Origin of the sequence: Pseudomonas sp. Z8(2022) (assembly GCF_025837155.1) — a bacterium.
Taxonomy (GTDB): domain Bacteria; phylum Pseudomonadota; class Gammaproteobacteria; order Pseudomonadales; family Pseudomonadaceae; genus Aquipseudomonas.
Map to the genome: position 1 here is coordinate 2,963,235 of NZ_CP107549.1, position 26,330 is coordinate 2,989,564.

Annotated in this window: 24 protein-coding genes and 1 pseudogene; 15 read left to right on the forward strand and 10 right to left on the reverse strand. The window is 64.0% G+C overall.

Annotated elements, in window-relative coordinates:
- Positions 1 to 39 precede the first annotated feature (39 nt).
- Entirely contained in the window at positions 40 to 411 is a 372-nt protein-coding gene (locus OEG79_RS14095; RefSeq protein ID WP_264145613.1) for a hypothetical protein, read from the forward strand.
- A gap of 392 nt (positions 412 to 803) precedes the next feature.
- Here OEG79_RS14095 and OEG79_RS14100 read toward each other — a convergent pair whose 3' ends face one another.
- Positions 804 to 1,229 (reverse strand): 3-isopropylmalate dehydratase, encoded by a 426-nt coding sequence (locus OEG79_RS14100; RefSeq protein WP_264145614.1) that lies wholly within the window; start codon positions 1,227 to 1,229, stop codon positions 804 to 806.
- A 183-nt stretch (positions 1,230 to 1,412) separates the two neighbouring features.
- On the opposite strand from OEG79_RS14100, the gene OEG79_RS14105 reads away from it, so the two are divergent.
- Positions 1,413 to 1,679 carry a DUF2790 domain-containing protein gene (locus tag OEG79_RS14105; protein ID WP_264145615.1) on the forward strand — a complete coding sequence of 89 codons (267 nt, stop codon included), beginning with the start codon at positions 1,413 to 1,415 and terminating at the stop codon, positions 1,677 to 1,679.
- Positions 1,680 to 1,733: 54 nt separating this feature from the next.
- Here OEG79_RS14105 and OEG79_RS14110 read toward each other — a convergent pair whose 3' ends face one another.
- Positions 1,734 to 2,171, reverse strand: a complete 438-nt coding sequence (locus tag OEG79_RS14110; protein WP_264145616.1) for an HIT family protein — start codon at positions 2,169 to 2,171, stop codon at positions 1,734 to 1,736.
- Positions 2,172 to 2,347: 176 nt separating this feature from the next.
- Between OEG79_RS14110 and OEG79_RS14115 the strand changes: the two genes are divergently transcribed.
- Positions 2,348 to 3,049: a glutathione S-transferase N-terminal domain-containing protein gene (locus OEG79_RS14115; protein ID WP_264145617.1), complete on the forward strand. Its 702-nt coding sequence runs from the start codon at positions 2,348 to 2,350 to the stop codon at positions 3,047 to 3,049.
- Positions 3,050 to 3,093: 44 nt separating this feature from the next.
- On the opposite strand, the gene OEG79_RS14120 is transcribed toward OEG79_RS14115, so the two are convergent.
- Together OEG79_RS14120 and OEG79_RS14125 are read right to left on the reverse strand one after the other, a co-directional pair.
- The gene (locus OEG79_RS14120; protein WP_264145618.1) at positions 3,094 to 4,401 is read right to left on the reverse strand and encodes an NTP/NDP exchange transporter; all 1,308 of its coding nucleotides are present in this window, start codon (positions 4,399 to 4,401) and stop codon (positions 3,094 to 3,096) included.
- Between the two features lie 43 nt (positions 4,402 to 4,444).
- Positions 4,445 to 5,494 carry an SDR family oxidoreductase gene (locus OEG79_RS14125; RefSeq protein ID WP_264145619.1) on the reverse strand — a complete coding sequence of 350 codons (1,050 nt, stop codon included), beginning with the start codon at positions 5,492 to 5,494 and terminating at the stop codon, positions 4,445 to 4,447.
- Positions 5,495 to 5,790: 296 nt separating this feature from the next.
- Here OEG79_RS14125 and OEG79_RS14130 point away from each other — a divergent pair, with 296 nt between their 5' ends.
- The 4 genes from OEG79_RS14130 to OEG79_RS14145 all read left to right on the forward strand — a co-directional run bounded on the left by OEG79_RS14130 (position 5,791) and on the right by OEG79_RS14145 (position 9,404).
- The gene (locus tag OEG79_RS14130; RefSeq protein ID WP_264145620.1) at positions 5,791 to 6,714 is read left to right on the forward strand and encodes a LysR family transcriptional regulator; all 924 of its coding nucleotides are present in this window, start codon (positions 5,791 to 5,793) and stop codon (positions 6,712 to 6,714) included.
- A 75-nt stretch (positions 6,715 to 6,789) separates the two neighbouring features.
- Positions 6,790 to 7,989, forward strand: a complete 1,200-nt coding sequence (locus tag OEG79_RS14135) for an MFS transporter (RefSeq protein WP_264145621.1) — start codon at positions 6,790 to 6,792, stop codon at positions 7,987 to 7,989.
- A 65-nt stretch (positions 7,990 to 8,054) separates the two neighbouring features.
- Positions 8,055 to 8,612, forward strand: coding sequence for a hypothetical protein (locus OEG79_RS14140; RefSeq protein WP_264145622.1), 558 nt, complete (start codon positions 8,055 to 8,057; stop codon positions 8,610 to 8,612).
- Between the two features lie 30 nt (positions 8,613 to 8,642).
- Complete coding sequence (locus tag OEG79_RS14145; protein WP_264145623.1) at positions 8,643 to 9,404, forward strand: carbon-nitrogen hydrolase family protein; 762 nt, start codon at positions 8,643 to 8,645, stop codon at positions 9,402 to 9,404.
- Positions 9,405 to 9,419: 15 nt separating this feature from the next.
- On the opposite strand, the gene OEG79_RS14150 is transcribed toward OEG79_RS14145, so the two are convergent.
- Both OEG79_RS14150 and OEG79_RS14155 read right to left on the reverse strand, forming a co-directional pair.
- Complete coding sequence (locus OEG79_RS14150) at positions 9,420 to 9,947, reverse strand: DUF3087 domain-containing protein (protein WP_264145624.1); 528 nt, start codon at positions 9,945 to 9,947, stop codon at positions 9,420 to 9,422.
- 215 nt (positions 9,948 to 10,162) lie between these two features.
- The gene (locus OEG79_RS14155; RefSeq protein WP_264145625.1) at positions 10,163 to 11,611 is read right to left on the reverse strand and encodes an alpha/beta hydrolase; all 1,449 of its coding nucleotides are present in this window, start codon (positions 11,609 to 11,611) and stop codon (positions 10,163 to 10,165) included.
- A gap of 150 nt (positions 11,612 to 11,761) precedes the next feature.
- Here OEG79_RS14155 and OEG79_RS14160 point away from each other — a divergent pair, with 150 nt between their 5' ends.
- The 4 genes from OEG79_RS14160 to arsH are packed head-to-tail and all read left to right on the forward strand — an operon-like array spanning position 11,762 to position 14,597.
- On the forward strand, positions 11,762 to 12,118 hold the full coding sequence (locus OEG79_RS14160; protein ID WP_264145626.1) for a metalloregulator ArsR/SmtB family transcription factor: 357 nt from the start codon (positions 11,762 to 11,764) through the stop codon (positions 12,116 to 12,118).
- Between the two features lie 9 nt (positions 12,119 to 12,127).
- The gene (locus OEG79_RS14165; protein ID WP_264145627.1) at positions 12,128 to 13,411 is read left to right on the forward strand and encodes an arsenic transporter; all 1,284 of its coding nucleotides are present in this window, start codon (positions 12,128 to 12,130) and stop codon (positions 13,409 to 13,411) included.
- A gap of 15 nt (positions 13,412 to 13,426) precedes the next feature.
- Positions 13,427 to 13,897 carry an arsenate reductase ArsC gene (locus OEG79_RS14170; protein WP_264145628.1) on the forward strand — a complete coding sequence of 157 codons (471 nt, stop codon included), beginning with the start codon at positions 13,427 to 13,429 and terminating at the stop codon, positions 13,895 to 13,897.
- A 10-nt stretch (positions 13,898 to 13,907) separates the two neighbouring features.
- Entirely contained in the window at positions 13,908 to 14,597 is a 690-nt protein-coding gene (gene arsH, locus OEG79_RS14175) for an arsenical resistance protein ArsH (RefSeq protein ID WP_264145629.1), read from the forward strand.
- A gap of 95 nt (positions 14,598 to 14,692) precedes the next feature.
- Here the strand turns inward: arsH and hrpA are convergent, their stop codons facing one another.
- The gene (gene hrpA / locus OEG79_RS14180; RefSeq protein ID WP_264145630.1) at positions 14,693 to 18,709 is read right to left on the reverse strand and encodes an ATP-dependent RNA helicase HrpA; all 4,017 of its coding nucleotides are present in this window, start codon (positions 18,707 to 18,709) and stop codon (positions 14,693 to 14,695) included.
- A gap of 298 nt (positions 18,710 to 19,007) precedes the next feature.
- Here hrpA and OEG79_RS14185 point away from each other — a divergent pair, with 298 nt between their 5' ends.
- Both OEG79_RS14185 and OEG79_RS14190 read left to right on the forward strand, forming a co-directional pair.
- Entirely contained in the window at positions 19,008 to 20,558 is a 1,551-nt protein-coding gene (locus tag OEG79_RS14185) for a hypothetical protein (RefSeq protein WP_264145631.1), read from the forward strand.
- Positions 20,559 to 20,806: 248 nt separating this feature from the next.
- A complete protein-coding gene (locus tag OEG79_RS14190) occupies positions 20,807 to 21,256 on the forward strand; it encodes a carboxymuconolactone decarboxylase family protein (protein WP_264145632.1) in 450 nt (149 codons plus the stop codon).
- Between the two features lie 50 nt (positions 21,257 to 21,306).
- On the opposite strand, the gene OEG79_RS14195 is transcribed toward OEG79_RS14190, so the two are convergent.
- A complete protein-coding gene (locus tag OEG79_RS14195) occupies positions 21,307 to 22,473 on the reverse strand; it encodes an MFS transporter (protein WP_264145633.1) in 1,167 nt (388 codons plus the stop codon).
- Positions 22,474 to 22,567: 94 nt separating this feature from the next.
- On the opposite strand from OEG79_RS14195, the gene OEG79_RS14200 reads away from it, so the two are divergent.
- Entirely contained in the window at positions 22,568 to 23,461 is an 894-nt protein-coding gene (locus tag OEG79_RS14200; protein WP_264145634.1) for a LysR family transcriptional regulator, read from the forward strand.
- Between the two features lie 197 nt (positions 23,462 to 23,658).
- Complete coding sequence (locus tag OEG79_RS14205; protein ID WP_264145635.1) at positions 23,659 to 24,561, forward strand: DMT family transporter; 903 nt, start codon at positions 23,659 to 23,661, stop codon at positions 24,559 to 24,561.
- A gap of 3 nt (positions 24,562 to 24,564) precedes the next feature.
- Here OEG79_RS14205 and OEG79_RS21330 read toward each other — a convergent pair whose 3' ends face one another.
- Together OEG79_RS21330 and OEG79_RS21335 are read right to left on the reverse strand one after the other, a co-directional pair.
- The gene (locus OEG79_RS21330; protein WP_413247546.1) at positions 24,565 to 25,320 is read right to left on the reverse strand and encodes a methyl-accepting chemotaxis protein; all 756 of its coding nucleotides are present in this window, start codon (positions 25,318 to 25,320) and stop codon (positions 24,565 to 24,567) included.
- Between the two features lie 150 nt (positions 25,321 to 25,470).
- Positions 25,471 to 26,250 (reverse strand): annotated as a pseudogene (locus tag OEG79_RS21335) (cache domain-containing protein); the annotation flags it as partial.
- Positions 26,251 to 26,330: the final 80 nt, after the last annotated feature.

The window sequence follows — 26,330 nt, forward strand, 5'->3', positions numbered from 1 at the left end:
CACATTCTGTCTCCCGACCGGAGCAACTACGAGCAGAGCATGAGCGCTCTGATAGCGACCATCAACCAGTTGGTGCCCGCGGGAAAAGCCTCGGCGCTGTACATGAACAACGAGTTGCTGCCACTCGACAAGCTGGATAACCGGTCGGCATCAGCCCGAACAGTTCCCGACAACCGCGATACCACTGGCGCAGCTCACCACAGCCGGCGTTCGCCGACGTCGGCAACATGCTCCACAGGGCGCCCCTGGGATAAGGCTTCAACCACTGACGTACCTGCATCCCTCGCCATTATCGTCCTGCCGCAGCAGTCGGATATGGCCCCCGGCCTGCTCGAAACGACTGATAGTGACACCGGTTTCCACCTGCATGCCGGCACGTTGCGCAGCATGCAGCAATGCCGTCATCAGTAGGCCCCGGGGATGCCAAGGCCAAAGCTGCCCGACTGCCAGTCGTGATAACACGTGTCGAGGATCGTCCGCCCCTGGCAACTGGTGCCGTGCAGCCGGCTGACCGGAGCGCCCAGTGCGTGCACTCAGCCGGCAGGCCAAGGCGCTGCAATACCGCCAGATCGCACGGCTGCAGCAGGATGCCCGCACCCACTGGCTGCAACTGCCCTACCCGCTCTAGCAGGCGTACCGCGTAGCCCTGGCGGGCCAGAAAAACTGCACTGGCCAGTGCCGGCCGTACCTGCCCCCACTATCGCTATCGGCAATCCGTTCACCCTCAGGCGCCGTGGAATACTAACCGTGTGGCATCACTCTCGGCATGAACCTTCGCACAGCGACACCCTCGTGCTGGAGGGTCAGGGATTGTCCGGGCGGATATCGAAGCCACCCTTGTTCTCACTGACGATGCGCAGGTAATGAACCTCTCCACTTTTTACCGGCACCGCCACTTCACGCAGCAGTCGGCCCATGCCGCACAGGGTGTCGTCCATTCGATCCGGCGTGATACCGACCACGCGGGTGCCCGCCGGCACCTGGAAGGTGGCGACCTCCCCTATGCCGATGCGTGCAGCGACCTTGCGGTCTACTTCGATGGCCACGTAGCAGCCGCCCCCCATCAAGCCGAAGTCGCGATTGACGACGATCTGCGCGCCGTTCTCCTGTGCTTCCTGAAACGCCAGCAGGCGATCTTCCGGTACCGGTTTGACGTGCTCGGGATCACCTCGAAACGACGAACAGCCAGCCAGCAGCATCAGAGGTAGAGCGATGAGGATCGAACGCATGTAGCCCTCCATGGGCAGATGAGTGCCGGCTGAGTATTGGGCCTGGCGCGTCTGCGGGCAAGGTATCAATGGCAGCGATGTTTGCTAGCACAAACATCGATTTCTGTAATGAAAGGCGCGATGTTTTCATCTCTCCCGAACCCAAGCCGCTCACACCGGCGCAACTGATCGGAGACAATCACCATGAAACTCGCAGCAATCACCACCACCCTCATCGCCGCTTTCGCCCCCATGGCTTTCGCCAGCGAAAAAGCACCTGACATCAGCAAGCTGCAAGTGCAGCAATACCAGTACGGTATGCAGCTGGATATCGACCAGGTTCTGAAACGCACCGACAACAGTCACAAGAGCGGCGTAGTACCCAGCGTGCTGGTCTACCGCGACAGCCAGGGTGAAGTGCATGCCGTGCGTTTCATGGAATGGGGTGGGCTGAACAACCAGAACGGTTGAAAGCACACCAATGAAGATGCCCCGACCGATTAAGCAGGCTGGGGCATTGTCGTTTCAGCCCTGCAGACGCTTGGCCAGACGCGCCTGCAGCGCCTCCAGCTCGGCCGGATCGGCCTTGTTGGCCGCGTGAATGCCCAGGCCTTCACCCTCGAAGCGCGGAATCACGTGCATGTGGATATGAAACACCGTCTGACCGGCAGGCGCGCCGTTGAATTGCGCGATCTGCACGCCAGCCGGCTGCAGTTCGTCGACGACAGCCTGGGTAACCTTCTTCACCACAGCCATGACCTTGGCCAGACTGGCATCGTCGATCTCCAGGATATTGCGTGCCGCAGCGCGCTTGGGAATGACCAGGCTGTGGCCCTTGGACTGCGGGAACAGATCGAGGAACGCCAGCACGTCGTCGTCCTCGTAGAGTTTGTAGCAAGGCAGGTCGCCGCGAATGATCTGGGCGAATATGTTCTGGGTATCGTAGGTACCGTGCAGGCTCATGCCGATGGGCTCCGTGCCGGGTGGATGAAAACTCGCACCATACCGCCTGGCTCGCGTACAGGGAACCGGGCAGGATCGCCCGAGTCGATGACTACTAGCAGCCGGATCGATTTCCTGCACATCCGCCACCGTGTTCTGATCACACCTTCTTCGGCCCCATTCGACCTGGAACCCACATGACCGACCTCAGCGCCTTCCCAATCACCCGCAAATGGCCCGCTCAGCATCCCGAACGCCTGCAGCTCTATTCGCTGCCCACGCCCAATGGCGTCAAGGTCTCGATCATGCTGGAGGAAATCGGCCTGCCCTACGAGCCTCATCTGGTCAGCTTCGACAGCAACGACCAGTTCAGCCCCGAGTTCCTCTCGCTGGCGCCGAACAACAAGATTCCCGCCATCCTCGATCCCGACGGGCCGAATGGCCATCCGCTGCCGCTGTTCGAATCCGGGGCGATTCTGATCTATCTGGCAGAGAAGACCGGCCGGCTGCTGTCCAGCGATCCGGCCCGCCGCTACGAAACCCTGCAGTGGCTGATGTGGCAGATGGGCGGCCTGGGGCCGATGTTCGGCCAGCTCGGTTTCTTCCACAAATTCGCCGGAGCCCAGTACGAAGACAAGCGCCCGCGTGATCGCTACGTCGCCGAGTCCGCGCGCCTGCTCGGCGTGCTCGACCAGCACCTGCAGGGACGTGACTGGATCGCCGGCGAGTACAGCATCGCCGACATCGCCGTATTCCCCTGGATTCGCAACCTGATAGGTTTCTACGAGGCCGGCGAGCTGGTGCAGTTCGAGCGTTTCACCAACGTGCGCCGTGTACTCGATGCCTTCCTCGCCCGTCCAGCCGTACAGCGTGGTCTGACCATTCCGTCTCGCGGCTGACGAAACTGGCAGGAGCCGTGCTTGCGGCTCCTGCATGGCCCGACCTATGTCACCCGCTCCTGCTGCTCGGCCGCCTTGCGATCCGCCTGGGTTCCCAGGTACCAGCCGAGCAGGCCCCATAACGCCGCGCTGACAGCGCCCACCAGGGCAACCAGCCAGGCGCCCTGGGCGAGCATGTCCAGCAGGCTCTTGAGCCAGCCACTGACGGCATCACCGGCGCGATAGACCACGGTGTCGATAAAGTTCTTCGCCTTGTATTTGCTCTCGGCATCCAGCGGTGCGAAGAGCATCTCCCGCCCAGGCCGCACGAAGGCGTATTCACCGATACGACGCACGATCATCAATGCAGCCAGCATCGCGAAAGTCGGCATCAACGCCAGGCCGAGGAAACCGACGCATACCAGCAGCGGCACACAGGCCAGCAGCACACGCACGCCCAGACGCCGCGCGATGCGCCCGGTGATGAACACCTGGGCAACCAGCGCCCCGGCCTGCACTACGAAATCGATCACCCCGAACACCCGCACCTGCGCGGCGCGATCCGGGAACAGCTCGGCCACCAGACGGGCCTGCTCGAAGTAGAGAAAGGTGCTGGCCGTGGCCAGGAGGATCACGAAACCGGCGATGCCCAGCAGGTAAGGCGAAGTCAGTACACGCATCAGACCACTGAACGGGTTGCCCGGCACCGGACGCCGCGGGCTTTCCGCCCGCACGGCACCGGCACGCCCCGCACCGCCCTGCTCACGCCAGCGCATCAACACCTGCTTGAGCGACAGCGCCACCGCCAGCAGCACCGCAGCCAGCAGGATCAACCCGCTCTGTCCGAGCACGCCCACCAGCAACGCACTCAGCGCCGGCCCGACCAGACCGCCGACACTGGCGCCGGCGGCGATGAAGGCGAACAGACGCTTGGCCTGTTCACTGTCGAACACGTCGGCCATGAGGCTCCACGCCACCGAAACGACGAACAGGTTGTAGACCGAAATCCACACGTAGAAGCTGCGCGCCAGCCACACGCTTTCATCTGCGCGAAAGAAAAGCAGGGCGAACAGCGCAAGATTCAGGGTGAAGAAGCCGTACACCCAGTCGATGAAATGGATTCGCGGCACGTGCGAGCTCAGCCAGGCGAACAGCGGCACCGCAATCAGCATCACCACGAAGGTGGCGGTGAACAGCCACTGCAGATTCTCCACGCCCGAGACGATGCCCATGGCCTCGCGGATCGGCCGCAGCATGAAGTAGCCCGAGAACAGGCAGAAGAACAAAGCAAAACCGGCCAAAGCCGGCCACAGCTCGTTGCGCTGCGCATTGATGGCCACGGCCACGCGCTGCGCCATCGTTGACGATGACATGGGAGACTCCTTGAAATGGCGCGCCAGCACGGCGCGCCGGTACTCAGCCGTATCTGACACCCGTCAGGCGTTCGGCCACCGACCACAAGCGCTTCGCATCATCGGCGTCCATCGCAGCCTCGGGCACCTTGGCCAGACCCAGTGGGCCGCGCTTCTCCTCTTCGCCGGTAGGGCCATAGTAGCGGCCGCCCTCGGCCTCGGCAGCCGTCGCCGCGAACAGTGAGGACAACGCCCCCTGCGCGGCCGAGTGATAGACCTCGCGATCCTTCGCCCACTGGCGGGCGAACTCGCTTTCAAGCCCTGGCCCGCGCTCGACCAGCTCGGTAACGGCCACGCCAGGATGCGCGGCGACGCTGCGCACGCCCCAGTTGTTGGCCAGGCTGCGTCGCTGCAGCTCGAAGGCCATCATCAGACAGGCCAGCTTCGACTGGGCGTAGGCCGCATAGGGGTCGTAGCTGCGCTCGGACTGCAGGTCGTCGAAATTGATCCGACCACGATTGACCGCGATGCTCGCCAGCGTCACCACGCGCGGATCGGATGACTTGCGCAGCGACGACAGGAGCAAACCGGTCAGGGCGAAATGGCCGAGAAAATTGGTCGCCAGCTGCATCTCGAAACCGTCGCGAGACACGCCGCGCTGCGGCGGCGCCATGATCGCGGCATTGTTGATCAGCACGTCCAACACCTCGCCCTCGGCATTCAGGCGCTGAGCCAGGCTGCGCACCGAGGCCAGATCGGCCAGGTCCAATTGTTCGAAACGCACCTGCGCATCCGGCACCTGGGCACGAATACGTTCGATGCTTTCGGCGCCACGCTGCGCATTACGCGCGGCGATGATCACCCGTGCGCCGGCCCGACTCAGGGCCAGGGCGTCCTCGAAGCCCATACCGCTGGTGCCACCGGTGATCAACATGCGCTTGCCAGCCAGCGAGGGCATGTCGCTCACCTGCCAACCCGACGCGCTGCTGGCCCAGGCGAATGTAGGCACACCGCCCAGCACGCCTTGCAAAGCAAGGCTGCCGCCCACCATGCCAAACAGTTTCAGGGCATCACGACGCGTATGGCCTTGCCCCACAGCATGCTTCTTGTCCATCGGCTAATTCCTCGTGTCCGTTGACTCGATGCGCCAGAGCAGGCGCAGTTACAGGACATAGGGTGCGGGCAGAGAGCGCGTACGATAAGCCGTCCAAAGCCGAACAGCGCATACGCTCAGGCGGACAGTTACCTGGTGTTTCAAAGACGCGAAGCGTAGCCCGGATGAAATCCGGGACCGTTGGTATGCCCTCCCGGATTTCATCCGGGCTACATCGCGGAAGGCGCCCCTTCAGGATTGGCAAACCCGCCACGGCACCGCATTATCGGACGCTTCGCCATTAGCCGGTCGCCGCCATGCGCCAACCGAATCTGTCCGATATCGCCCTGTTCGCTGCCGTGGTCGAAGCGGGTGGCTTTCGTGCGGCAGCGCAACGTCGCGGCATATCGGCCTCATCACTGAGCGATTGCGTACGCCGACTGGAAAGGGAGCTGGGCGTACGCCTGCTCAACCGCACCACGCGCGGCCTGACGCCGACGGAAATCGGCGCGCGCCTGTTGCAGCGCTTGCGCCCGGCGCTGGAGGAAATCAACGCCGCACTCAACGACCTGCAGGAAGATCCGCAGAACCCCGTGGGCTCGCTGCGTCTGCATGTGCCCGGGGTGATCGCCCGCCATATCCTGCCGCCATTGCTCGACGGCTTCCTCGCCCGTTACCCCGGCATCGCGCTGGAGGTGAACATGGACAACGCCTTCATCGACGTCATCGGTGCCGGTTACGACGCCGGTATCCGTTACGAGGAAAGCCTGGCCAAGGACATGATCGCCATCCCCATCGGGCCGCGCCGACAGCGTTTCATGGCAGTCGCCGCACCCGACTATCTGCAGCGCCATGGCACGCCGCAGCATCCCGGCGAGCTGAACGAGCATCGCCTGCTCGGCTACCGTTTCGCCAGCGGCAAGCTGGGCGTCTGGGAATTCGAGCAGGATGGTCGCACCTTGCGCATCGCCCCCGAGGGTCGCCTGGTCAGCTCCTCGCAGGACCTGCTGATTGCCGCAGCCTGCGCCGGCCACGGCATTCTCTACACCTTCGAGGAATACATCGCGACCCAGCTCGCCAGCGGCCAGCTGCAACCCATCCTGCACGACTGGTGGCAACACTTCGAAGGCCCCTATCTGTACTACCACAGCCGGCGCCACGTGCCGGCGCCACTGCGTGCCTTCGTCGACTACGTAAAGGCTCTGAACAGCGCAGACCAGTCATCTTCAAGCCCGAAATAGAGCGGACGCCAATACCCAGCACGGCACTGGGAGATTATAATTCCGCGCTCGCTTCTCCCCCCTTCCAGGTCATTCATGAACACGCCTTCCCCCAGCGCCGCGACGCATCTGTCGCCGGGCGCGATCCTTCTCATTCAACTCGCCCTGGCCCTCGGCGGCTTCGCCATCGGCACCGGCGAGTTCGCCATCATGGGACTGATGCCCAACGTCACCGCCGACCTTGGCGTCAGCGAGCCACAAGTCGGTCATGTGATCAGCGCCTATGCACTCGGCGTAGTGGTCGGTGCGCCGCTGCTGGCCCTGCTCGGTGCGCGTCTGCCACGGCGTATCCTGCTTTTGCTGCTGATGGGCTGCTTCGCCCTCGGCAACTTTGCCAGCGCCCTGGCTCCGAGCTATGAGCCGTTGCTGATCTTCCGCTTCATCGCCGGCCTGCCGCATGGTGCCTACTTCGGCATCGCCATGCTGGTGGCGGCCTCCATGGCGCCGCCGCACAAGCGCGCCAAGGCGGTGAGCCGGGTGCTCGCCGGCCTGACCGTGGCCATTCTGATCGGCAACCCGCTGGCCACCTGGCTCGGCCAGTTCATGAGCTGGCGCTACGCCTTCGCCCTGGTCGGCATCATCGCCATCACCACCATCGCCATGGTGGCGATCTTCCTGCCGGCCGATCCCGACGAAGAACGCAGCAGCCCTATGGGTGAGTTGCGCGCCTTCAACCGCGCACCGATCTGGCTGGCCCTGGGCATCGGTGCCATCGGCTTCGCCGGCATGTTCTGCGTGTTCAGCTACATGGCGCCGACCCTGCTTCACGTCACCCAGGTCGGCCCCGGCTGGATTCCCCTGGCCATGGGCGTGTTCGGCGCCGGCTGCATCGTCGGCAACGGCGCCGGCGGCTGGCTGTTCGACCGCCTGCGCCTGCGCGCCGTAGCCTGGATCCTGGCTTGGAGCACGTTGGTGCTGCTGGTCTTCCCATTCGCCGCACACAGCCTGTGGACCATCCTGCCGTCGATCTTCGCCCTCGGCACCATGATCGCCCTCGGCCCGGCGCTGCAAACCCACCTGATGGACGTCGCCAGCGGCGCACAGACCCTGGCGGCCGCCTCCAACCATGCCGCGTTCAACATCGCCAACGCACTTGGCCCATGGCTCGGCGGCCTGGCCATCAGCGCCGGCATGGGCTGGACGATCACCGGTTACATCGGCGCCGCCACGGCCATCGGCGGCCTGCTTTTGTTCGTCTGGGCGTGGCAGGTGCAACAAAAGAACGTCGCTATCTGAACAGGTGCGTGAGGTGGCTCGGGCAAGGTATCTTCTACCTCCCGAGCCACCAACGAACCCACCTGATGATTGCCCTGCGTTTACGCTTCGCCCTGTCCGCGACCATCCTGCTCACTGCTCTGACCGCCCACGCTCAGGTCGCGGTCGAGGCCCATGCCGGCATGCTGGCGGCGAAGATCTCCGAAGAGATCGTGCCGGGTGATTACGAAAAACTGCTGCAGGGCCTGCGTGCCAATCCGGGTCAGTACCAACGCAAGGTCGTCCTGCTCGACAGCATCGGCGGCAGCACGCCAGAGGCCATCCGCATGGGGCGCCTGCTGCGCGAAACCGGTTTCGAGGCGCTGGTGCCTTCCGGTGGCATGTGCCAGGGCAGTTGCATCTATCTGCTGGCAGCGGGAAAAAAACGCACGATCAACGGCCCGGTCGCTCTGCGCCGCCCTCCCTTCCCTGCAGGCGACTCGGCGCTTGCGCAGGCAGCTCACGGCCGCCAGCCGTTCAGCCCGGCCAGGTACTTTCGCGACATGGGCGTCGATATAGGCCTGGCCGAAGCGATCTACCAGACCGAGCCCGGGCGCTTGCGCCTGCTGAGCCAGGATGACCTTCGCCGTTACCGACTGAAATAGCAAAAGTCTTCGCTCGCGACAGAAGATGCCATGACCGACCTCGATATCTGCGCCGCCCAATACGTCGCCATCGCAGGCGACCTCGATGCCAACCTTGATCGACATCTGCGAGTCATGCGGCTCGCCGCCAGGCACGACATCGAATTCCTGCTGTTCCCCGAGCTGTCTCTGACCGGCTATGAGCTCGCACTGGCCGGCGAACTGGCACTGTCAGCGAACGCGGCACAGCTCGAACCTCTGCGCGAAATGGCCAGGCGCTTACGCATGACCACTCTGATCGGTCTGCCCCTGCTGAGCGATCGAGATGACAGCATCCTGATCGGCTCGCTGCTTTTCGGCGCCGACGGTTCGCAGACGATCTACACCAAGCAGCACCTGCATGCGGGTGAACAACAGGTTTTCAGCGTAGGCACAGGCGGCGCAGCACTGCAAATCGGCGAAGAGCGCATTGCGCTATCGATCTGCGCTGACTTCACCCATGCCAGCCATGTACGGGCTGCAGCCGAGAGTGGCGCAGGAATCTACGCGACCAGTGTGCTGATCAGCGAGAAGGGCTACCCGCACGACAGCGAACTGCTGAGCGGCCATGCTCGTGAGCACTCTCTGGGCGTACTGATGGCCAACCATGGTGGCCCTTCCGGCGCTTGGAACAGTGCCGGGCGCAGCGCGTTCTGGGCTCCAGGCGGACGTTTGGTGGTTAGTGCAGCAGGCACGGGCGATTGCCTGGTAATCGCCCGCCGCCGTCGAGGTGACTGGCAGGGCCACACTGAGGATCTGGCACTGGACGACTGATCAAACTGCGGCCTCTCAGGCCTTGAACGCCTTCACCCGTTCCAGCCAGGCAGGATCGAGTCGCGTCTGCTCGATATCCAGCCCGCGCTGCTCCATCGCCTCACGGTGAGCGTCGATCTCGCGCACCATCTGGCTCAGCTCGCTGGAGTTGCCATCGAGCTGATGCATCTGGGTGACTCCCAGGTGATAGAAACGCAGCAGTTTCATCGCGCTTTCGTCCCCCTGCGTCACCCCCGCCTTGACGTGATGCATGACGTTGGTAACGCGCATCAGGCTGCGCTTGAGCCGCCAACCATAAACGGCCGCCGCCATGAATGGTCGCGGCCAGAGCTGCAGGCGAACCAGGGCGATGGTCAGTACAAGGCCCGCCGCCACACCAAGCAGATTCCATTTGAAATTATCGCCACCGGGCGTGCCGAGCAGCTGCGTGCTCAACGTGGCGCACAGCATCGCCAGCGCGACGAAGATGACCGCGATTATCGCGGTGCTGCGGCGGGTCTGCTGACGGTAATAGGCGGGATCGATGCTTTGAATCTCGAACATGAAGCGACTCTCGAAACGGACGGCGTGGGGGCGTCACCTTACCATCACGAGACGACGGTCGACCCCGTTCGAAGGCCGCTTGCTCCCCCTCAAAACCAATCTCAGGGATACTTGCCCCATCACGAGGGCCGGCACCCACGCTGTTGCCAGGCCAGCGCAACGCCCTGCGCAACGACACGCGACGGATCTGTCGCAGCTGGACAAGCTGACGGGCGTCAGCGGAGATCGTCCTCGATACGCTGCAGCAGGTAATCATAGAAGGGGGTCGAGGTCGCCCGCTGCAAGCTGTCCAACCCTATCACCAGCACGCCGTGCTCACCCCGCGGCGCCAGAGTACCCAGCGCCACCCCATAGTTTTCGTCCGCAGCCGGATCACTGCCATACAGCGGATCACTGGGCGGGAACGGCAAGGCGACATGCGACAGCGAGAACAGTTGGCCCGGATAATCCATGTCCAGCGGCTGACGCTGCACCTGCTGGCTGCCGGCGGGGATGCGCCGAGCTTCGACTGCACGCCCCTGGCCGGGCACCACGCCGACCACTGTCAGGTCGTAGTCACGTTCGGTCGGCGGCAGCAGCCGCTCGAGCAAGCCACTCATGTCCGCGCGCAGCAAGGTGCTGGCCGCACGCGAGCGGTTGATGTCGAAGATGACCAGTTCGCTGCCGTTGGCCGGCAGACGCTCGAACAACTGACGAACCACCGCCGGTGTACTCACGGTGCTGTCGGCCAGCGACTGGAAGGCCAGTACCGGTGGCAGGCGCGAAAGGCGGCCATCGGCATCGGCAGCATCGAAGGCATTCTGTACCTCGCGAGTCAGCTCATAGGTCTGCCGAGCGGCCTGTACCGGGAAGGAGTTGTACTTGAACGGATTGAACTCCGGCAGCACATTCATCCAGGCCGACTTGGCGAACGCCGGCAGTACCGCCGGCAAGGCGGCCAGACCGGCGTATCGGGCATAGCTGGTCACGCCGATCATCGGTGAAATCAGTACCAGACGCTGCGGCATGGCCAGGTGTTCATCATCCAGCGCCGCCAGGCTGTATCGCAAGGCCAGTGCGCCGCCATTGGAATAGCCGACCATATACAGCGGCCCGTCCGGTACCTGGCGCCGCGCTTCGCGTACAGCCAGGCGCGTGGTGGTCAGCCATTGCTCCCATTGCGCGGCGGTGAGCGCCGCAGGCACCGTACCGTGACCGGGCATGCGCGGCACCACGGCGAGCAGCCCCTGCTCGCTCAGGTGCCGAGCGATGTGGCGCAGACTGTAGGGTGAGTCGGTCAGCCCATGCAGCAACACCACCACACCGCGCGCAGAGCCTGGCGGCTGCAGGATGAAGGAGCGGTTCCAGTCGTGAGGCAGATTGCCGGGATAGACCGGACTGTCGCTGGCGTAGCGGCTGTAAGGTGCTCTACCGGAAGCCGTAACCGGCTCGATCAGTTCATGCCGCAGCCGTTCGAACAGGGCTGCTTCGGCAACCACGTAGGCCTGCCAGTCGCCGTCGTCCAACTCGCCGACATCCAGTTCCTGCGGCACCAGGCGGTGCCAGAGTTCCAGCTCGGGCAACGCCGACAGCCCGGCAATACGAATGCCGAGCAAAGCCACCACGATCGACAACAGCACCACCAGCGTCCAGGCCATCACGTTGCGCAAGCGCGGTAAACGCATCAAGCGCCCCCTCGAAATCTCTGGCCGGGAAAAACCGTCCCGGCGTTCGGCTTGGGGACTGTAGTGCAAAGCCCCGATGAGCTCCACCGGGTTTGCCAGGGATATATGTCAAACCGTATATTTGCCCAACCATATATAGAGGCTCGTCCAATGCCCGCCGACCTGTCCCCACCCATGCTGTTCAAATCGCTGGCCGACGAGACCCGCGCCCGCGCCGTGCTGCTGATTGCCGAACAGGGCGAGCTGTGCGTCTGCGAACTGGTCTGTGCGCTGGACGACAGCCAGCCGAAGATCTCCCGCCACCTGGCGCAACTGCGCACCAGCGGCCTGCTGCAGGATCGCCGCCAGGGCCAGTGGGTCTACTACCGCCTGGCGCCGGACCTGCCGCAGTGGGCGCGCGACGTACTGGCCGCCACCCTGGCGGCCAACCGCGACTGGCTGGAGCAGGACAGCCGCCGCCTGGTCAATATGGGCGACCGTCCCACCCGCCTCGCCACCTGCTGCTGAGCACACCGAATGCTGATTGCTGTCGCCATCTTCCTGTTCACCCTGATTTTGGTCATCTGGCAGCCGCGCGGCCTCGGCGTCGGCTGGAGCGCCTCGCTCGGCGCCGTGCTGGCGCTGCTCGCCGGCGTGGTCAGCCTCTCCGACATCCCCACCGTGTGGGACATCGTATGGAACGCCACGGCGACCTTTATCGCGGTCATCATCATCAGCCTGCTGCTGGATGAAGCCGGCTTCTTCGAATGGGCCGCGCTGCACGTTGCGCGTTGGGCGGGCGGCAGCGGCGCACGCCTGTTCGCCTTCAGCATCCTGCTGGGTGCCGCGGTATCAGCGCTGTTCGCCAACGACGGCGCCGCGCTGATCCTCACCCCCATCGTCATCTCCATGCTGCTGGCACTGCGTTTTTCACCGGCCTCGACCCTGGCCTTCGTCATGGCCGCCGGCTTCATCGCCGATACCGCCAGCCTGCCGCTGGTGGTGTCCAATCTGGTCAACATCGTCTCGGCGGACTACTTCGGTATCAGCTTCGGCGCCTACGCCGCTGTGATGGTGCCGGTAAACCTGGTCAGCGTCGCCGCCACCCTGCTGGTGCTGTGGCTGTTCTTCCGCCGCGACATCCCGCTGCGCTACGAGGTGACGGCGCTGCGGGCGCCCAGCCAGGCGATCCGCGACGCCAGTACCTTCAAGGTGGGCTGGGCGGTGCTGCTGGCGCTGCTGGTCGGGCTGTTTGCCCTCGAACCACTGGGTATTCCCATCAGCGCCGTGGCCGCAGCCTGTGCCGCCGTGCTGCTTGCGGTCGCCGCACGTGGCAAGCGCATCGCCACCGGCAAGGTGCTGCGCGAGGCGCCCTGGCAGGTGGTGATCTTCTCCCTCGGCATGTACCTGGTGGTCTACGGCCTGAGCAATGCCGGCCTGACCACCGAGCTGACGCGCCTGCTCGACGCCTTCGCTGCTTACGGTATCTGGGGCGCTGCGCTGGGCACCGGTTTGCTCAGCGCGGTGCTGTCGTCACTGATGAACAACATGCCCAGCGTGCTGATCGGGGCGCTGGCCATCGACGCCAGCCAGGCCAGCGGCGCAGTGCGCGAGGCGATGATCTACGCCAACGTGATCGGCTGCGACCTCGGGCCGAAGATCACCCCCATCGGCAGCCTGGCCACCCTGCTCTGGCTGCACGTGCTGGCGCGCAAGGGCATCCGCGTGACCTGGGGTTACTACTTCAAGGTCGGCATCGTCCTCACCCTGCCGGTGCTGCTGCTCACTCTTTCGGCCCTGGCCCTGCGCCTGAGCCTCTGACCCGGAGCCTTCCCGATGAAAGTGCTGTTCATGTGCACGGCCAACAGTTGCCGCAGCATCCTCTCCGAAGCCATGTTCAACCACCTGGCGCCGAGCGAGCACCAGGCGGTGAGTTCCGGCAGCTTCCCGCGTGGCGAGGTGCTGCCGCGCACCCTGCTGACGCTACGCGAGACCGGCATCGCCACCGAAGGTTTGAGCAGCAAGGGCAACGATGCCTTCGCAGGCTGCCCGCCGGACATCGTCATCACCGTCTGCGACAAGGCAGCCGGCGAAGCCTGCCCGGTTTACTTCGGCCCGGCGCTGAAAGCCCATTGGGGCTTGGCCGATCCGTCCGATGTCAGCGGCAGCGAAGCCGAGATCCGTTCCGCCTTCCACGCCACCCTGGCGAAGATAGAGGCGCGCTGCCGCGCGTTCTTCGCCCTACCCCTGGCCGACCTGAACCGCGAGGCGCTGCAACAGGCGATCACGCGTATTGGCCAACACTGAGGACACGTACATGAACGGCGATCTGCCCAATCTCGATCTCGCCCTGCTGCCTGCCCGGCGCAACGAATCCGCCCCGGCGCCGCGTATCCTGCTGCTGTACGGCTCCACCCGGCCGCGCTCGTTCAGCCGCCTGCTGGTGCAGGAAGCGGCGCACCTGCTGCAGCATCTTGGCTGCGAGACGCGCGTCTTTGACCCGTCCGGGCTGCCCCTGCCGGACGACGCCCCGGTCGAACACCCCAAGGTGCAGGAGTTGCGCGAACTGATGCAGTGGTCCGAAGGCCAGGTGTGGTGCTCACCGGAACGCCACGGCGCCATGTCGGCAGTGTTCAAGGCGCAGATCGACTGGGTGCCGCTGGCCATGGGCGCAGTGCGCCCGACTCAGGGCAAGACCCTGGCGGTGATGCAGGTCTGCGGTGGCTCGCAATCGTTCAACGTGGTCAACCAACTGCGCGTACTCGGCCGCTGGATGCGCATGTTCACCATCCCCAACCAGTCGTCGGTACCCAAGGCCTTTCTCGAATTCGGTGACGACGACCGCATGAAGCCATCGCCCTACTACGACCGCCTGGTGGACGTGACGGAGGAGCTGGTGCGCTTCACCTGGCTGCTGCGTGACCACCCCGAGCTGGTGGATCGCTACTCCGAGCGCAAGGAATCGGCCGAGGCGCTGTCACAGCGGGTCAATCAGCGCAGTATCTGAGCGTCAGGCAGACTCGTACTGACGCCTACAGCAGCTGAAGCCGTCGAGGCCGATCGGTGGAGAGCTCGCCCCGCCGCCGGGGCGAGCGCCGATCATCAACCTTCAACCAGCGTCCACTGCTTGCTCAGGCGCTTGTCCGATACCGCCATCTTCGTGCCCAGTTGCTGGGCGAACAGCGACACGCGGTATTCCTCCAGCATCCAGCGATACAGCGTGAGCTGCGGATCGCGCTTGCCTTCCTGGGCATGCTTGGCTGCGCGCGCCTGGTACTGTTCCCAGTAACCTGTCAGTTCGCCCGTCCACACGCGGTCACGCTGCACCTGAGCGCCCACCTTGTCCAGCCGCTGCTCGATGGCCCTCAGATAACGCGGAATTTCCTTCAACCATTCGCCCGGCGTCTCACGCACGAAGCCGGCATAGACCAGATTGGCCAGCTGCTGCTTGATGTCGTTGAGCGCCATGGCCTGGGCCAGGTCGATCTTGCCCTTGAAGCGCTTTTGCAGGCCATGGTGCAGCTTGAGGATTTCCAGCACCAGGCGGGCGATGCGCTCGGCATGCGCCGTCCAGTCGCCGCGCTTGCGCTCGGCCAGTTGCGCGAGCGCGGCACCATCGCGCGGCAACGTCGCTTCGCCTTCGAGGATGCAGGCATCCAGGCTGGCCAGCAGGATGTCCTCGACCAGCGCCTCGACACGGCCGATATCGCGATACAGCAAGCCCAGCTCGGTCAACCCCGGCAGCTTGCCGCGCAGGAACTTCGCCTGCTCGGCCAGTTGCTGCAACAACAGTCGTTGCAGCGCACGGCGATGCTGGAAGTCGGCCTCGGCCTGGGTCGGGAAGCGCCCCTCCTTGACCACGCCCGCTTCCTCCACCAATGCCGGATAAACCGTCATGGAAAGCCCGGCGATCTTCTGCTGGGCCTTCTCGGCCACCTCGGCGAAGGCCTTGGCCTCCACCGCTTTCGGCTTGTCGCTCTGCTGCGGGATGGCCAATGCGGCCTGGCTGGCCTCGGCGAAACGTGCGGTCAGCTCGGCCAGGTCGCGGCCTTCGCCGAGGAACTTGCCGCGCGCATCGACCACCTCGATGTTCATCTTCAGGTGGCTTTCGATACTTTCAGCGGCTTCCTCCCAGGCCTCATCGGGCACCCGTACACCGGTCATGCGCAGCAGCTCCTGACCGAGCGCCTGCGGCAGCGAGCCCTGGCCAAACACCAGCTTGCCCAACGCCGCGCCGACGAAGTCCGGCACCGGCACGAAATTCTTGCGCAATGCCTTGGGCAGGCCGCGCACCAGCGCCACGCACTTGGCTTCCAGCAGCCCCGGCACCAGCCACTCCAGGCGCTCGGGCTGCAGTTGCGGCAACAGTGGCGCCGGCACACGCAAGGTCACGCCGTCACGTGGGTGGTTGGGCTCGAAGTGATAGAACAGCGGCAGTTGCAGCTCGCCGATGCGCAGGGTGTCCGGGTACTGCGCGGCGGTGACTTCCTTGGCATCGCGGGCCAGGGCGTCTTCCTCTCGCATGATCAGCAGTTGCGCGTTTGCAGCGCTGCCCTTCTTGTACCAACTCTCGAAACTCGCGGCCTGGTAAATGTCCTGCGGGATGCGCGCGTCGTAGTAGCTGAACAGGGTTTCCTCGTCGGCGAGGATGTCACGGCGGCGCGACTTGGCCTCCAGCTCGTCGAGGCGTTCGAGCAACTGGCGGTTGGCGGTCAGGCAACGTGCGCGGCTGTTGATATCACCGCGCACCAGCCCCTCGCGAATGAACATCTCGCGCGCCACCGGCGGGTCGATGGGGCCGTAATGCACCGGGCGGCGACCGACGATGATCATGCCGTAAAGGGTGACCTGCTCGAACGCCACCACCTGCCCGCGCTTCTTCTCCCAGTGCGGCTCCAGATGGTTCTTCTTCACCAGATGCGCAGCCAGCGGTTCGATCCAGTCCGGCTCGATCTTCGCTACCATACGAGCGAACAGCTTGGTGGTTTCCACCAGCTCGGCGGCCATGATCCAGTTGGGCTTCTTGCGCCCGATCACGCTGGACGGGTGAATCCAGAAGCGCCGCTGACGCGCGCCGAGGTAGTCGCCCTCCTCGGTCTTCTGGCCGATCTGGCTGAGCAGGCCGGCGAGAATCGCCTTGTGCACGGCGGCGTAGTTCTTCGCCCGCACCGCTGCCTCGCTGGCCTCGGCCTGCTGACGGGCGATGGCGTTGACGCGGGTGTCCTTGGTCGGCTGCGGCGTGTTCGCCTGCTGCTCGCCCTTCGCCTCCGCACGGTTCTGCCCGCCCTTGCCCATCAATTGCAGATCACGGGCGATCAGCACCAGTTGCCGGTGCGCATCGCGCCATTCGCGCAGACGCATGTAATTGAGGAAGTTCTTCTTGCACCAGGTACGCAGCGGGTTGCTGCCCAGTTCCTGGCGCTTCTCCTCGAAGCCACGCCACAGGTTGATCAGCGCGGCGAAGTCCGAGTCCACATCCTTCCACTGCGCGTGCGCCTGGTCGGCGGCCTGCTGGCGATCCATCGGTCGCTCGCGCGGGTCTTGCACCGACAGTGCGGCGGCGACGATAAGGATTTCCTCCAGGCTGCCCTGCTTGGCGCCTTCCAGCACCATGCGCCCCAGGCGCGGGTCGATGGGCAGGCGCGCCAGTTGCCGGCCAATGGGCGTGAGCTGGCCTTCGCGGTTGACCGCCGACAGCTCCTGCAACAGGTTGAAGCCGTCGCTGATGGCCTTGCCGTCTGGCGGCTCGATAAAGGGGAAGTCTTCGATGCTGCCCAGGCGCAGGTGCAGCATCTGCAGGATCACCGCCGCGAGGTTGGTGCGCAGAATCTCCGGGTCGGTAAATTCGGGGCGGCCGAGAAAATCCTCCTCGCTGTACAGACGAATGCAGATACCCGGCTCGACCCGCCCGCAACGCCCCTTGCGCTGGTTGGCGCTGGCCTGCGACACCGGCTCGATGGGCAGGCGCTGCACCTTGGCGCGGTAGCTGTAGCGGCTGATGCGCGCCGTTCCGCTGTCGATCACATAGCGAATGCCCGGCACGGTCAGCGAGGTTTCCGCAACGTTGGTGGCCAGCACGATCTTGCGCCCGGCCATGGGTGCGAAAATCTTCTGCTGCTCGGCGGGCGTCAGCCGCGCATACAGCGGCAGTACCTCGGTAAAACGCAGGTTGGCCTTGCGCAGCACCTCCGCCGCCTCGCGAATCTCGCGCTCGCCAGGCAGGAACACCAGCACATCGCCGGGGCGCTTGCCTACGCTGCGCTCGTGCTCGGCGATCTCGTCCAGCGCCGCGAGAATGCCCTGATCGATGGACAGGTCATCGAGCAGACGCTCGCCCTCCTCGTCCACCTCCGCCGCCAGCGGGCGATACCAGGTTTCCACCGGATAGGTGCGACCGGACACCTCGATGATCGGCGCATCGTTGAAATGCTTGGAAAAGCGCTCCAGATCGATGGTCGCCGAGGTGATGATCAGCTTCAGATCGGGGCGGCGTGGCAGCAGGGTCTTCAGGTAACCGAGCAGGAAGTCGATGTTGAGGCTGCGCTCGTGCGCCTCGTCGACGATGATGGTGTCGTACTTTTCCAGAAAGCGGTCGTGCTGGGTCTCGGCGAGCAGGATGCCGTCGGTCATCAGCTTGATCAGCGTGCCGTCCTTGCTCTGATCCTCGAACCGCACCTGATAGCCGACCAGCTCGCCCAGCGGCGTGCCGATTTCCTCGGCCACCCGCGTCGCCACACTGCGTGCCGCCAGGCGGCGCGGCTGGGTATGACCGATCAGCCCATGCACACCCCGACCGATCTCCAGACAGATCTTCGGCAACTGCGTGGTCTTGCCCGAACCGGTCTCACCGGCGATCACCACCACCTGACTCTTCTCCAGCGCAGCCTTGATCTCGTCGCGCTTGGCGGCAATCGGCAGCGCATCGTCGTAGCGCATCGTGGGGATGCTGCTACGCCGCGCCGCCACCTTGTCACTGGACGCCTGAAAACGCTCCAGCCACTGCGCCAGCCTGGCCTCGTCAGGGTGCTTCTGCAGCTCATGCAACTGCCGGCGCAAACGATGGCGCTCGGCGATCATGACGTGGTCGAGTTTCTTCTGCAGCGTGGCGAGGTCAGTCATCTGGATCGGGGCAATCAGGGCAAAGGCGGGATTGTCGCAGATTACGGCTTGGGACGGGCAGGCTATCCCGTAGCGGAAGAGCGCGGAATTGAGGCGTAAGGGAGCGGCTGCTTTCGGCCAAAAGCGGGCGTTAAGGTTAGGAAAGTAAATCGGGCCCCATTTGCCTTTTTCCCACAGCCCCACGCTTCCTCGGATATGTAACGACAACTACTCATGCAGGCGAGCTTCCGCTGCTGGCGGAATGCTATGGTGTGTGTGCAAAAGAACCACAAATAGATGCTCTGAAAAGGAGTTCCGCATGAGTCCCAAGCTCTATCTCGTTCTGGTGCTGCTGGCGCTGGGTGCTTACCTTTTCTGGCTGACTCGTGAGCAACTGGCTGCGATGCAGACCAAGAAAAAGGGTGTCGCCTACGGCAAGGCGGTGATGGCCGCCGTTGAAACGCATTACGTTGAGCTGAAAGACAAGTCGGTTTTGCTGGTCGAAGATAAGGGATATCAGGTCGTCGACGACTCGAAGTGGAAAGCTGAGCTCGACAAGTTCATCACTATGGTCGTCCGCCCGAAGGTCGAGGGTTTCATCAGGACCCGGGCCGATCAGGCTGTCTTCCACCAATTCGCCACGACCATGCTTCTCCAACTGTTGGACGGCGATGTGTTCCCCCGTCAGTTCCCTGTCGAAGAGTATGCAGCCGGCGCGATCCAGCCGGCCGGCGAGGCTGAAAAGTTGTTGATCCCGGCCCGCTGGCTTTTCTCGATATTGTTCATCGCCGTAGCGGTCTACACCGCCATCCACCAAGGCTGGCTGGGGGCCTTGCTGATGCTGGTTGCCGGCTTGGTGTTCAACCCGCTGACACACCAGAAAATGGTACAGAAAGCACCGTGGTACGACCGATACAACCTCGGAATTTGGGCGATTCTGGGCATCGTGTTACTTGCCAACATCTCCTACTTCCAGCATGCCCAGGCGGTCTACGACGAGAGCCAGGCCCTCCTTGCCGAACAGCAAAAGCAGCGGGCGATTGAGCGGCAGAGAGTTGCCGAGCAGCGTCGCGTGGATACCGAACAGAAAAGGCTGGCGGTAGAGGCTCAAGCCGCCAATGAGTTCGCGGCGAAGCGCTTAGAGATCCTCGAAAGCCTAAGTCGGGCCATCCAAGAAGAGCGATTTACGGACGCGAAAGCGATCATGGAAAAGTACAGCGCGGTTTCTGATTCTGATCTGGTCGCGCTCAAGGGTGAATACGAACTGAAAAAGGAAGCCTTCGAAGCCAAGGAGGCCGCTGCCAAGGCCGAGCGGAAGCGCCAGGAGAACTACACCACTCGCATCCGAGACTACGCGCTCGACGAATACACTTCGGCACAGTATCCGAAGCTCACGGCCAAATATCGCAGCCGGCTAACGGAGATTAAAAGCTTCCGCCGCACAGCGGCTGAGCGTGTGATTGACAGCGGAAAATGCGACTACGTCGAGAATGTCCAGCTCAGCGACGAAAGCACGCTGCGATCACTCAAGTTCTTCATTGACTGCACCAACGAGAACCGGATCTACCTGACCGAGGCTGAACTTAAGAGCGGCGCCGAGGTGCGTACACAGGCAGAAAACTCTTGGGACGAAGGTGAGGCCATCGTTGCGTGTAGGGACATGACGAAACGGAGCGCGACCATCCCGAGTTCGGTCAACTTCCACAGTTTCACTGGTACCAGTGCAACGACCGCCAAGACCACCGGGAACGTCCAGGTGCTTTTAAACTTTGATGCCAAGAACGTTTTTGGTACGGAGATTGGCTACACGGCGAGGTGCATCTTTGAGCCGCGTAAGCAGGGCAGCATCGAGATTTTCTTACGCGAATAACGCTGAGCGGCGAGTGTGCGAGCATTGCAAATGCGTTCGGGGGTGACGACGCGCCGCAGTTACGAGCGCTGCTGACCGGCCGCTTCTGGCCGATAGCAGCCGCTCCGCACGGCATCAAAAGCCACAACGGCCCCTCCGCAAAGTGGACCACTCATTAAGCCCTTAATTGGATCAATACCTTGATCCTCTTAGTTGTCTTAATTGAGCAGACCTTACCGACTCCCCCCATCCACAAAGGGTACTGCTCTATGACTCGTCTTGATTGGTTTGCGGCTTCACCCGGTGCAGCTAAAGCACTGGGCGGGCTGCATCATTACGTCACCACCGGAACGAACCTGCCGCCTCAACTCATACATCTCGTGTTCTTGCGGGCATCGCAAATCAATGGATGCGCCCACTGCATCGATATCCATTCGCGAGACTTGATCAAGGGAGGTATGTCAGTAGAAAAGCTCGTTCTGGTGCCGGTATGGCATGAGGCCGCGCATCTGTTTTCCGAGCAGGAACGTTCCGCCCTGGCCTGGACGGAAGAAGTGACCCTGGTCAGCGAAACGCATGTTTCCGACGAGGCTTATGCCGCGGCATCGTCCGCATTCAATCCGAAAGACCTGGTCGATCTCACGGCCGCTATCGCAGCCATGAACGCGTTCAACCGCATGGGTGTCAGCTTTCGCTTGAGCCCTGCTGCGAAGGCGTAAACCGGAAGGGGGTGGAGTCGTTCAATCCGCCCCTTCCCAGTTGTTCCCTCTCAGGCCACCGCAGCCGTCACTGCCCTGGAACGCCAGGCAAAACCCAGCACCATCAGCAGCCCCAGCCCGGCCATCGCTGCACCGGCCAGCGAAATCGCCGGGTAGCCCAACCCCGCCTTGATCACCGCGCCGCCCAGCGCTGCGCCAATCGCGTTGCCGAGGTTGAACGCGCCGATATTCACCGCCGAGGCCAGGTTGGGTGCGGCCTTGGCCGCCTCCATCACGCGCATCTGCAGCGGCGGCACGATGGCGAAGCTGGCGATGCCCCAGATCAGGATGGCCACGGCTGCCGGCAGCGGCCAGCGCATCAGTACGGTGAAGGCCAGCAAGACAAGGATCAGCGCACTCAGCGAGAAGATCAGGGTGCGGTCGACGGAGCGATCCGCCGCCTTGCCGCCCCACACATTGCCCAGCGTCAGCCCGATGCCGTACAGCACCAGCATGGCGGTGATGAAGGCGGTGGACGCCTGGGTCTCGCTGCTGAGGATCGGCGCGATATAGGTGAATACGGTGAACATCGCGCTGGAACCGATCACGGTCAGCGCCAGGGCCGCCAGCACCGGGCCACGGCCCAGCACGCGGATTTCCGCCAGCACGCCGTCGCTTTTAGGCAGCGGCACGTTGGGTAGCGCGAACCACAGCGCGAGCATGGCCAATACGCCCAGGCCGGTAATGCCCGCAAAAGCCGTACGCCAACCGAACACCTCACCGAACCAGGTCGCCAGCGGCACGCCACCGATGGTCGCCAATGTCAGGCCCATGAACATCGCCGCCACCGCCCCGGCACGTTTGTCCGGCGCGACCACGCTGGCGGCGACGATGGAGCCGACACCGAAAAAGGCACCGTGATTCAGCGAGGTCACCACTCGCGCGATCAGCAGGCTGTAGTAGTCAGTGGCCAGCACCGACATCAGGTTGCCCAGGGTGAAGATGGCCATCAGCCCGATCAGCAGGTAGCGCCGGGGAATCCGGCCGGTAGTCAGGGTCATCAGTGGCGCGCCAAGCAGTACGCCTAGCGCATAGGCGCTGACCAGCAGACCGGCAGCCGGAATGGAAACACCGAGATCGCTGGCGATGCCCGGCAGCATGCCCATGGGGGCAAACTCGGTGACGCCGATGCCGAAGGCACCGATGGCGAGTGCGACTAGGGGTGGATTGATACGCATGGAAGTCTCCTCATCTATGCCGCGAATGCTAGGATCCAAACGTCGATGGCGGTAGATGGCATTTCTGGCAAACACCTTTGCTTACGGAGCACAAATGGACATAGGAGGTCGATCAGGTGACATGGCGGTGTTCGCCACCGTTGCGGAGCAAGGCAGTCTCTCGGCCGCTGCACGTGCGCTGGGGCTGACACCCTCGGCAGTCAGCCGGATCATCGCGCGCACCGAGCAGCGCCTTGGTACGCGCCTGCTACTGCGCACCACCCGCGCGATCACCTTCACCGCCGAGGGCGAGGCGTACCTGCGTGGCGCGCGGCGCATCCTTGCCGATATGGCGGAGGTCGAAGAAGCCATCGCCGATCAGGGCGTGCCACGGGGCCGCTTGCGCGTGAGTGCTGCGCTCGGCCATGGGCGGATGTCCATGGTGCCGCTGCTGGCGGCCTTCAGCGCGCGCTACCCGAACATCACCGTCGACCTCAGCCTGGGCGACGAAGTGGTCGACATTCTCGGCGGCCAGGCCGACGTGGCCGTGCGCTTCGGCCATCTGCCGGACAGCCCGTTGACCGCCCGCAAGATCGGCGAAACCGGCCAGGTGGTGGTGGCCTCCCCCGATTACCTGCAACGCCATGGCACGCCGCAGCAGCCGGAAGACCTGCTGCAGCACAACTGCCTGCGCTTCAACTTCCGCCGTGCCGAGCCCAACTGGCCATTCATCCGCGATGGCCAGGCGTTCTCGCTCAAGGTCTGCGGCAATATCGAATGCAGCAGTGGCGAGGCGCTGGCGCAGTTCGCCCGTGTCGGCGCCGGTATCGCACGCATCGGCGAGTTCACCGTAGCCGAGGACATCCAGCGCGGCGATCTGGTGCCGCTGCTGCAAGCCTTCAACCCCGGCGACAGGGAACCGATTCATGCGGTGTTCGTCGGCGGCTCGGCGATGCCGGCACGGGTGCGGGTGTTCGTGGATTTCCTGATCGAGCATCACCGGATGTGAGCGGATCAGGAAGTCGGTACTGGACGTTTGTATTCAGCCCAATCCTGATCGCCAAGCTCCCGCGCAGGAACATGGAGTAATTGCCAATCACACACTGCGCTGCTGCACCGACATCGCCAGCAACTTGCCGTGCAATTCATGCAACGCCCGCTGCTCGTCAGCGGTCAATCGTAGCGTCCACACCAAGGAGGAACTGCATGCCAGGCACTCAGTATCGGCCATTCATGGCCGTTTCGCTGCTGTTCACCATAGGTACGCTGATGGGGCTGACCAGCAACCTGGTCAAGCTGGCCAGCAGCAGCGGATGGCAGCCGATGGCCTTTTTGCTGTGGAGCCTTCTCGGTGGTGGTCTGCTGCTGTTGCTGTTCGCCTGGCTGCGAGGGGAACGACCCGGCATGAGCCTGCCTCAGCAACGCTACTACCTGGCCTCCGGCTTGCTCAGTATCGCGGTACCCAACGCCCTGCTGTTCAGCTCCATCGGCCATGTCGGAGCCGGCTTCGCCTCGATGTGCCTGGCCTTCCCGCCACTGATCACCTACCTGCTGGCCCTGGCCCTGCGCATGGAGGGACTCAGCCGCATCCGCCTACTGGGCATCTGCATCGGTCTGGCCGGCAGCCTGCTGCTTGCCCTGGGCAAGCTCAACAGCGGCGACAGCCCGACGCTGTGGGTGCTGGGCGCGCTGAGCGTGCCGGTGTTCCTGGCACTGGGCAATGTCTACCGTGCCCGCTACTGGCCGAGCGGCGCCAGCCCGCTGTCACTGGCTCCCGGGATGTTGCTGGGCGGCGTTCTGTTGCTGGTGCCTACCGCCTTGCTCGGCGTCGACTTCGCGCCGCATCTGGGCAGCACCATGGCGGTTGGCCTGCTGGCAGCGCAGATGCTGTTGTTCGCTGGGGTCTATGCGCTGTTCTTCATATTGCAGAACCTGGCCGGTACCGTGTTTCTCAGCCAGATCGGCTCGGTGGCGGCGATCATCGGTGCAGCCATCGCCATCGGTCTGCTCGGTGAACAGGGCAGCCTGAGCATGCTGCTGGCTGCCCTGTGTATCGTCGGCGGGGTGCTGCTGGTGGCCTGGCGCGGAGCGAAAGACGCGCAGGCCTAGCAGTCAGATCTGGAACTGCCCGACCAGGCGCTGCAGGCGCTCGCCGAGACCATTCAGGTCGCGCGCGGTCTGCGCGCCCTCGACGGCGTCGTTGGCCACGCCATCCACGGCCACGGCGATCTGGTGCACGCTGCGGTTGATCTCCTCAGCCACCGCGGTCTGCTCCTCGGCAGCGCTGGCGATCTGCGCGTTCATCGAGTTGATGGTGCCGATCAACTGGGCGATGGCATCCAGCGAAGCGCCGGCGCGGTTGGCCTGTTCGCGGGTGCTTTCGCCCATCTGGCTGGCGCGCTGCATGGTACCCACCACCTCGCCGGTGGTGGCCTGCAGGCGGTCGATCATGCTCTGGATCTCGCCGGTGCTCTGCTGGGTACGGCTGGCCAGCGCGCGCACCTCGTCGGCGACCACTGCGAATCCGCGACCGGCCTCGCCGGCACGGGCCGCCTCGATGGCGGCGTTGAGCGCCAGCAGGTTGGTCTGCTCGGCGATGGCACGGATTACGTCAAGTACGCTGACGATGCCCTGCACGTCCTGACGCAGGGTCTCCAGCGACTCGCTGCTGCTGCGCACCTCGCCCACCAGGTGGTGAATGGCCTGCACGCTCTGGTCCACCTCGCGCTTGGCCGACTGGCCCTCGACGTCGGTATCGCGCGCCGCCTCGGCCGCGCGCTGGGCGCTCTGCGCCACTTCATGGGCGGCGGCGGACATCTCGTTGATCGCGGTCGCGACCTGGTCGGTCTCGTGGCGCTGCTGCTCCATGGCCTTCTCGGAGCGATGGGCCTGGCTGGCCACCGAGCCGACAAGCTCGGACAGACTGCCGGTGGTTCCGGCCACCTGCTGCACCAGCAGGTGGATCTTCTCGACGAAGCGGTTGAACGAGGCGGACAGCTCGCCGAGTTCGTCACTGCTGGTGATCGGCAGGCGATGGGTCAGGTTGCCGTCGCCGGCGGCCATGTCGTCGAGGTTGGCCTTGATCAGCTGAACCGGACGGGTGATGGAGGCTGCCACCGGCAGCGCCAGCAGGCCCAGCACCACCAGCAAGCCGACTGCCGAGCCGATCATCACCATCAGCAGCTGGTCGACGGTACGCTGGAACTCCTCGCGGGCCAGCTGTACGTCGCGCTCGACGCCGTCGAGGTTGACCGCGGTGCCGAACACCAGGTCCCACTTCGGCAGGTACTTGGAGTAACCGACCTTCGGTACCAGCACCTTGCTGTCGCCGAGCACGAAGCTGTAGTCGGTGTAGTGGGTGTTCTCCACCCCCGCGCGCACCAGTTCACGAATGGCATGGAGGCCGCTGGGGTCGCGGTAGCTGCTGAAGTCCTCGCCGATGCGATCGTCGGTGTTGCCCTGCAGTACCCGGCGGATATTGGTGTCATACCCCCAGAAATAACCATCGACGCCGTAGGACAGGCGCTTGAGCACCTGCACTGCCTGCTCGCGCGCGGCCATGTCGCCTTCGGCGGAGGCTTGATACAACGGGGCGATGGCATTCATCGCGAGTTCCACATACTGCTTGATCTCGGTCTTGCGATCCTGCACCAGCTTGGCGCGGGTCTGCGCCTCCTGCTGGTCGGCGAGGTCGTCGAGCACCACCAGGGCGATGCTGGAGAGAATGAGAGTAAGCAGGCAGATCGGGCCGAGTGCCAGAAGCAGTACTTTGGAACGCAGACGCAGTCGGGCGAGCATGGTCGCGACACCTTGTGACGTTGTTGGAGTTAGGGGGATGGCATATTGCCCACATCCTGACGTCAAAAAAATAGCGAAAT